This window comes from Burkholderia sp. E168m23 (genome assembly GCF_016586125.1).
Classification (GTDB): Bacteria; Pseudomonadota; Gammaproteobacteria; order Burkholderiales; family Burkholderiaceae; genus Burkholderia; species Burkholderia orbicola.
Map to the genome: position 1 here is coordinate 1 of NZ_BCPP01000358.1, position 6,461 is coordinate 6,461.

Below are 6,461 nucleotides of genomic sequence, written 5' to 3' on the forward strand. Positions count from 1 at the left end.
TTGTCGACGCTCAGCCGGCTCAGCGCGATTTGCGCGAGCGGCCCGAGCGTGCTCATGCTGGACGACCGCACGTCGCCGCCGATCACCGTCACGTGCACGCCCGATGACACGAGCGGGCTCACGATCAGCAGGTTGTTGGTGACCACGTGAACGTCCGTCCGGCCCGCGAGAAGACGCGCGAGCGCTGCCGTCGTGGTGCCGCCGTCGAGAAACACGGTGTCGCCGTCCTCGACGAACGAACTCGCCGCGTGCGCGATCGCTTCCTTCTGTTCCTGCGAGCTGATGCGCCGCTCCTCGAGCGACGGCTCGGGCTCGTGGCCGCCGACCGCGGCGGCACCGCCGTACGTGCGCAGAATGCGGCGGTCGCTCGCCAGCGCACGCAGGTCGCGACGCACCGTCGCCTCGGACATCCCGAAGTGCTCGCACAGCGTCGCGACGTCCGTCATGCCCCCGAGCACGGCCTGCAGCATCGCCTCCCGGCGCCTGGTCACTTTCATGTGCGTGAATTCCTGGTCTGATCGATTCGGCGCACCATGGCGCGCCTCTGGACCGACAAGTTTATCGAATTGCCGCAGTGACCGCCCAGTTGCCGCGGGGAGCGTCATCGGCCGCGAACCCATGTTTCGTCGACGCGCACGTACTTGATCTTCTGGCGGAACCAGGTGAACGCGATGTGCAACGCGCCGTCCCGCGACTGCACGATCGACGGATACGAGTATTCGCGGTTGCGCTGGTCGGCCGAGTTGTTCGTCATGCAGTACCCGTCGCCGATTTCGAGGTTGCGGCGGCGCGGCCACGTCCGGCCGCCGTCCTCCGAGATGGCGAGCGACATCGGCGCGCGCGGCGCGCCCCAGAACGCGGTGCCGCGCACGGACGCCTGCTGGTCGCGCAGCTCGCCGCTGTCCTCCGAGTCGTCGATGTCGTCGTACAGCGAAGCACGGCGCTCCTTGCCGTGCGACGCGTCGCTTTCGTTGAACACGAGCGCGAGATGACCGTTCTGCAGCACCGTGAACTGGATCGACGAGTTGTTGTTCGGCAAGTCGGTGCGCTCGGGCGCGCTCCACGTGCGGCCGTCCGTCGAGCGGCTCGCGTGGACGAAGTCCGCCCAGCGGCTGCGGTAGAGGGCCAGCAGCGACCCATCGTGCAGCACGTGAACGTTCATATGCACGCACCCGACGCTGTCCGGCACTTCGTGCGGCGTCCACGTCCGACCCTGGTCGTCGGACACCATGACCGCGCTGACGTCGTCGTTGCCGACCCAGCGCTCGCCGGGCTCCGTGCGGCACAAGAAGATCGGGCAGATCCACGTGCCGTCGTCGAGCGCGACGATCGGCTGGCGCACGAACGTCCCCGGCCGGTCGAACAGCGTGTCGACGGGACCCCACGTGAGGCCGCCGTCCGTCGACACGCGGCGGCGTACGATCGCAGTGTTCTGATGCCCGGACAACTGCGCGGTGTAGATCAGCCACAGCCGGCCGTCGGGCGCGGTGAACAGCACCGGGTTCTGTTCGGAGCGGGTCGGGTCGTCCGACAGCTTGCGCGGCGCGGACCATTCGTCGGTCCCGGCCGCAAGACGCGACAGGTAGATCGACACGTCGGGAATGCCTTCCTGGGTGCCGCCGAACCACACGCACAGCAGGTCGCCGTTGTCGAGGCAGTGCAGGTTGGCCGCGTGGTTCTGCACGCAGGCGGCGGGCAGAAACGCCTCTTGCCGTTCCGCGTCGGCATAGGCCGTGCGAACGCAATGATCCGACGCGGCGCTCGCCGCTTCAACGAGGTTCGTGCTCATGAAATCTCTCTGGGGTGGGCGACATCAGTGCGATTCGCGATGCGTGAGCGGCTTGTCGCGAAGGTTCGCGCCATCGCCATGAAACAGCAGCTTGCCGATCACCAGCACGATGGCCGGCGTAACGAGTGCGACGTACATGTTGTCGATGCCGAACGGGTTGCCGAGCAGGTACCAGAACGTCGTGGCGAGCGTCGCGACGACGAGGGCCGACACGGCACCGCGCTTGCCGCTGAAGAACGGCAGATAGATGCCGATCAGCGCGACGACCGACACGGACAGCCGCAGCGCGCGGCTGAAGAACGACAGCGCGAGGATCTGCGGGACGAACAGCACGAAGATCAGCGGCAGGAAGCCGACGACCAGCGAGATCCAGCGCGTCATTCTCAGTTCGACGTCGGGCGTCGGATTGAAACGCGGCACATAGAAGTCCTTCACGATCAGCGACGCGATTGCCAGTGCGACGGTGCATACGCTGACGAAGATCGATGCCACGAGCGACGTCGTGACGATGCCGGCCAGGATCGGATTCATGTGCTGCAGGAACACCGGCAGCGCGTACAGGCTCTTGACGCCGGGATACAGGTACTTGGCCGCCACGCCGATGAAGCCGAGCGCGAGCGCGATCGGCACGCACAGGAACGCGGCGATCAGCGACGATGCACGCGCCCCCTCGGGGCTGCGGGTGGCCGAGATCGCCTGGATGATGAACTGCGTCGAGAAGATCGCCCCGGCCGTGCCGATGATCCATGCGCCGATCGTGCCGCCCGACAGCACACCGGACCACGTGAAGTAGTGCGCGGGCAGGCTCCGTGCCATCGGCGCGATACCGCCCGACAGCTTCCACGCGACGCCGACCAGAATGGCGATGCCGAGCAGCTTCACGGCGCTGTGCACGACCGTCAGGTATGCGACGCTCTTGAGGCCGCCCCACACGAAATAGATCGTGCTGACGATCGCGGTGATGACGGCGGCCGTCGGCAGGTTGATGCGCATGACCGTCGAGATCGCCGCCGCGCCGCTCACGTAGTTGCCGACGTTCACGACGAACAGCGCATAGATCATGATCGCGGAAACGGCGAGCTTCGCACCGTGCCCGTATCGCTGCGCGATGAATCCGGAGATCGTGAATTCACCCGATGCGTACAGGCGCCGGGCCATGAACAGGCCGAAGAGCAGGAAACCGATGGCGGCCGCGAGCACCGACCACGACGCGGCGATGCCGGCCGAGAACGCCTCTTGCGACGTGCCGACGGTCGATTTCGCGCCGATGAATTCCGACATCAGCAGGATCGCGACCACCAGCGCCGGCATCGAACGCCCGGCCACCATGAACTGTTCGGAATTGCGGCTGCGCAGCCGGATGCTGACCACGCTCGTCACCACGATGTAGGCAACCACCATCCCGATGATGGTGGCGGTATCCCAATAACTGAAGGTGGCCATCGCTTGTCTCCACGTTACCTTCGGTTGATGTGCGTTCGATGCGTCGAGCGATCCGGCCTGTGCCTGCCGGTATCGCTCGACGGTGCTGCGTGTCGTTGCGTACGGGGCCGCTTACGCGGCGCTGGCCACGGGCGACGATTCGTTGCGCCGCGTCGCGAGATCCACGGCCTGGCGGAACGCTTCGAGCAGGCTGCGTTCGTCGGCGATGCCCTTGCCCGCGATGTCGAACGCGGTGCCATGGTCGACGGACGTGCGGATCACGGGCAGGCCGACCGTCACGTTGACGCCGGCTTCGAGGCCCATCACCTTCACCGGCCCGTGTCCCTGGTCGTGATACATCGCGACGACCACGTCGAAATCGCCGCGGCCCGCGCGGAAAAACAGCGTATCGGCCGGCAGCGGGCCTTCCACGTCCCAGCCGCGCGCCTGCAGGACTTCGACGGCCGGCACGATCTTCTCTTCCTCTTCGCCGTAGCCGAACAGCCCGTTCTCGCCGGCATGCGGGTTGATCCCGCAGACGCCGATGCGCGGATTCGCGATGCCGGCGCGCACGAGCGTGTCGTGCCCGCGTTCGATCGTGCGTTGCACGAGGCCCGGCTCGATCTTGCGGATCGCGTCGAGCAGGCCGATGTGCGTCGTCACGTGGATCACCCGGAGATTGGGTGCGACCAGCATCATCGACACCTCGTCGATGCCGGTCAGATGCGCGAGCATTTCCGTGTGGCCGGGGAAGATGTGGCCGCCGGCATGCAGCGCTTCCTTGTTCAGCGGCGCGGTGCAGATCGCGTCGAGCTCGCCTTTCGACGTCAGTTCGACGGTGCGCGCGATGTATTGGTACGCGGCGTCTCCCGCGATCGCCGACAGCTTTCCATAAGGCAGGTCGGCCGGAATCAGCGCGAGGTCGATGCAATCGACGACGCCAACGCGGAACGCGCCTTCGGACGGACGGCCGATCGCGCTCACCTCGAGATCGACACCGGCTCTGCGGCCTGCATCGCGCAGGCGCGCGGCGTCGCCGACGACCACGGGGCGGCACTCCTCGTACACGGACGCATGCGCGAGGCTCTTCATGATGATTTCCGGTCCGACGCCGGCCGCGTCGCCCATGGTGATGCCGATGATGGGACGGTTGTCCATGGCAATTCCCTTCACTGATTGGGTTGGGCCGTGTCGGCCGGCTCGCCTGTGTTCGCAAACCGGCGCCAGGCGTGATAAATCGATTCGGGCTGGCCGAAACCGCCGGCCTTGGTCACGACGGGCAGTGCGTTGCCGTGCAGCCGGCATTCGAGCAGCGGCATGCCGTCCTCGATTTCGTCGACGACACGCAGCGCGCTCGCGCCGGCCGCGGTGAGCAGCGCGCGTGCCGTTTCGCCGCCGGTCGCGATGATTGCGCCGGCGTGGCGCACGGCTGGCGCGAGCAGCGCGGCGAGGCGCGTGGAGAACAGCTGCCCGTCGTCGACGTCGCCGCGCCGTGCCTGGCTCAACGAGACGACGACATGCCGGCCGCCACGCAGCGCGTCGCTTACCACGGTCGTGACGTCGCTTCGCGGGTCGTCCAGCGCGCAGACGCTGACTTCGAGCGCAACGAGATGGGTGCCCGCGTTCGCCTTGAGGCAGTCCAGCTGCGCATGCGAAATGCTCGACATGCTGCCTACGACCGTCAGCACGGGGCCTTTCGAATGCGGGCCGCCGGCTGTCGGGCCGCTCGCGCCATGCGGCGGCCCCAGCGCTTCGATGACGCCGTGGGCCAGGCCGGCCGAGCCGACCCAGAACACGCCGTCGAGCGCCGCGGATGCACGCGCGATGCGTTGCAGGTCGTCGTCGGATTCCGCGTCGCAGACGACGGCTTGCACGCGGTCGGATTGCAGCTCGCGCAGATGCGCGGTGAGCGCGTTTGCGTTGCCGCGCACCGTGCCGATTGCCGTGTAGGCGACACGCAGGTCTTCGGCGGACAGCAATGCAACGAGATCTGCCGTGCCCGGGATGTGTTCGTTGCGCCAGTATTCGCTCGCTTCCACGGGCACGCCGCGCACCCATTGGCGGCCGTCGATGGTCGTGCGCCCCGAGGCCGGGTAGGCCGGGCATACGATCGCCATGCCGGCACGCGACACCAGCGCGGCGACTTCCGCCGCGAAGTTGCCGCGCAGCGTCGAGTCCACCTTCTTGTAGAGGCGCGTGCCGGCACTCGACAACGACGCGACCGCATCGGCGGTGCGTCGCGCGGCCACGTCCTTCGGCAAGCGGCGCGAATCCACGTCGATCGACAGGATGTCGACCCCATGCGGCGGCGCCGCCGCGTACGCGGCATCGAGCATGACCATGGCCGTCAGGCCGTGACGCAACCCGGCAACCGCGCAGTCGGCCGCGCCCGACAGGTCGTCGGCGACGATCAGCAGCCGTGCTGCGTGCGGGGCGAGCGCGTTCACGGCAGCAGGCGCCGGTAGATGGACTTCATGTCGTCGAGCGTGAGCGCCTTCGGGTTGTTGCCGAGCAGGCGCTTGACCTTCGATGCGGCAACCGCGAGCGCGTCGAGATGTGCTTCGGACACGCCGAACTTGCGCAGATCCTGGGGAATGTCGACGGCGGCGGTCCACGCCTCCATCTTGTCGATCAGCTTGCGGGCCGCGTCGGCGTCCGTGTCGGCTTTCGACGCGAGATCGAGCGCGCGCGCCACGTTCGCCAGCCGGTCTTCGATCGCATCGAGGTTGAACGCCATCACATGCGGCAGCAGCATCGCGTTCGCGACGCCGTGCGTGACGTTGAACATTCCGCCGAGCGGGTACGCGAGCGCATGTACCGCAGCGGTACCGGCGGCGGTGAGCGCGAGACCGCCATACATCGACCCGAGCATCATCGCCTCGCGCGCCTTCAGTGACTGGCCGTTTTCATACGCGTCGACGATGTTCGCGCCGATCAGGCGCATCGACTCCATCGCGTACATGTCGCTGATCGGGTTCGCCTTCGTCGAAATGTACGATTCGAGTGCGTGCACGAACGCATCCATGCCGGTCGCGGCGGTGATCGGCTTCGGCAGGCCGATCGTCAGTTCGGGGTCCAGAATGACGATCTGCGGCAGCAGGTGACGGCTGACGATACCGACCTTCAACGATTCGTCCGGCAGCGTCACGATTGCGTTCGGCGTGACCTCGGAGCCGGTGCCGGCCGTCGTCGGCACCAGGATCATCGGCACGCCGGGGTGCTTGATCAGGTCGATGCCGAGCCAGTTCCG

At 67.2% G+C, this 6,461-nt stretch carries 6 protein-coding genes; all 6 read right to left on the bottom strand.

The window, feature by feature from the left end:
- On the bottom strand, nt 1-497 hold a 497-nt coding region (locus tag JMF90_RS18880), incomplete at its 3' end, for a DeoR/GlpR family DNA-binding transcription regulator (protein WP_201325311.1).
- 104 nt (nt 498-601) lie between these two features.
- Nucleotides 602-1,789 (bottom strand): exo-alpha-sialidase, encoded by a 1,188-nt coding sequence (locus JMF90_RS18885; RefSeq protein ID WP_011545726.1) that lies wholly within the window; start codon nt 1,787-1,789, stop codon nt 602-604.
- A 24-nt stretch (nt 1,790-1,813) separates the two neighbouring features.
- The gene (locus tag JMF90_RS18890) at nt 1,814-3,232 is read right to left on the bottom strand and encodes a sodium:solute symporter family protein (protein ID WP_201317392.1); all 1,419 of its coding nucleotides are present in this window, start codon (nt 3,230-3,232) and stop codon (nt 1,814-1,816) included.
- 111 nt (nt 3,233-3,343) lie between these two features.
- On the bottom strand, nt 3,344-4,369 hold the full coding sequence (pdxA, locus tag JMF90_RS18895; RefSeq protein ID WP_011545728.1) for a 4-hydroxythreonine-4-phosphate dehydrogenase PdxA: 1,026 nt from the start codon (nt 4,367-4,369) through the stop codon (nt 3,344-3,346).
- A gap of 11 nt (nt 4,370-4,380) precedes the next feature.
- Nucleotides 4,381-5,658 (bottom strand): four-carbon acid sugar kinase family protein, encoded by a 1,278-nt coding sequence (locus tag JMF90_RS18900; RefSeq protein ID WP_201317393.1) that lies wholly within the window; start codon nt 5,656-5,658, stop codon nt 4,381-4,383.
- Nucleotides 5,655-6,461, bottom strand: an 807-nt coding sequence (locus JMF90_RS18905; RefSeq protein ID WP_201325312.1) for an iron-containing alcohol dehydrogenase, incomplete at its 5' end; no start/stop codon positions are given. The genes JMF90_RS18900 and JMF90_RS18905, both read right to left, overlap by 4 nt.

Bases quoted from the DNA above. Each gene is read 5' to 3' on its own strand.
- JMF90_RS18885 (WP_011545726.1), bottom strand. From the start codon at position 1,789: ATGAGCACGAACCTCGTTGAAGCGGCGAGCGCCGCGTCGGATCATTGC.
- JMF90_RS18890 (WP_201317392.1), bottom strand. From the start codon at position 3,232: ATGGCCACCTTCAGTTATTGGGATACCGCCACCATCATCGGGATGGTG.
- pdxA (WP_011545728.1), bottom strand. From the start codon at position 4,369: ATGGACAACCGTCCCATCATCGGCATCACCATGGGCGACGCGGCCGGC.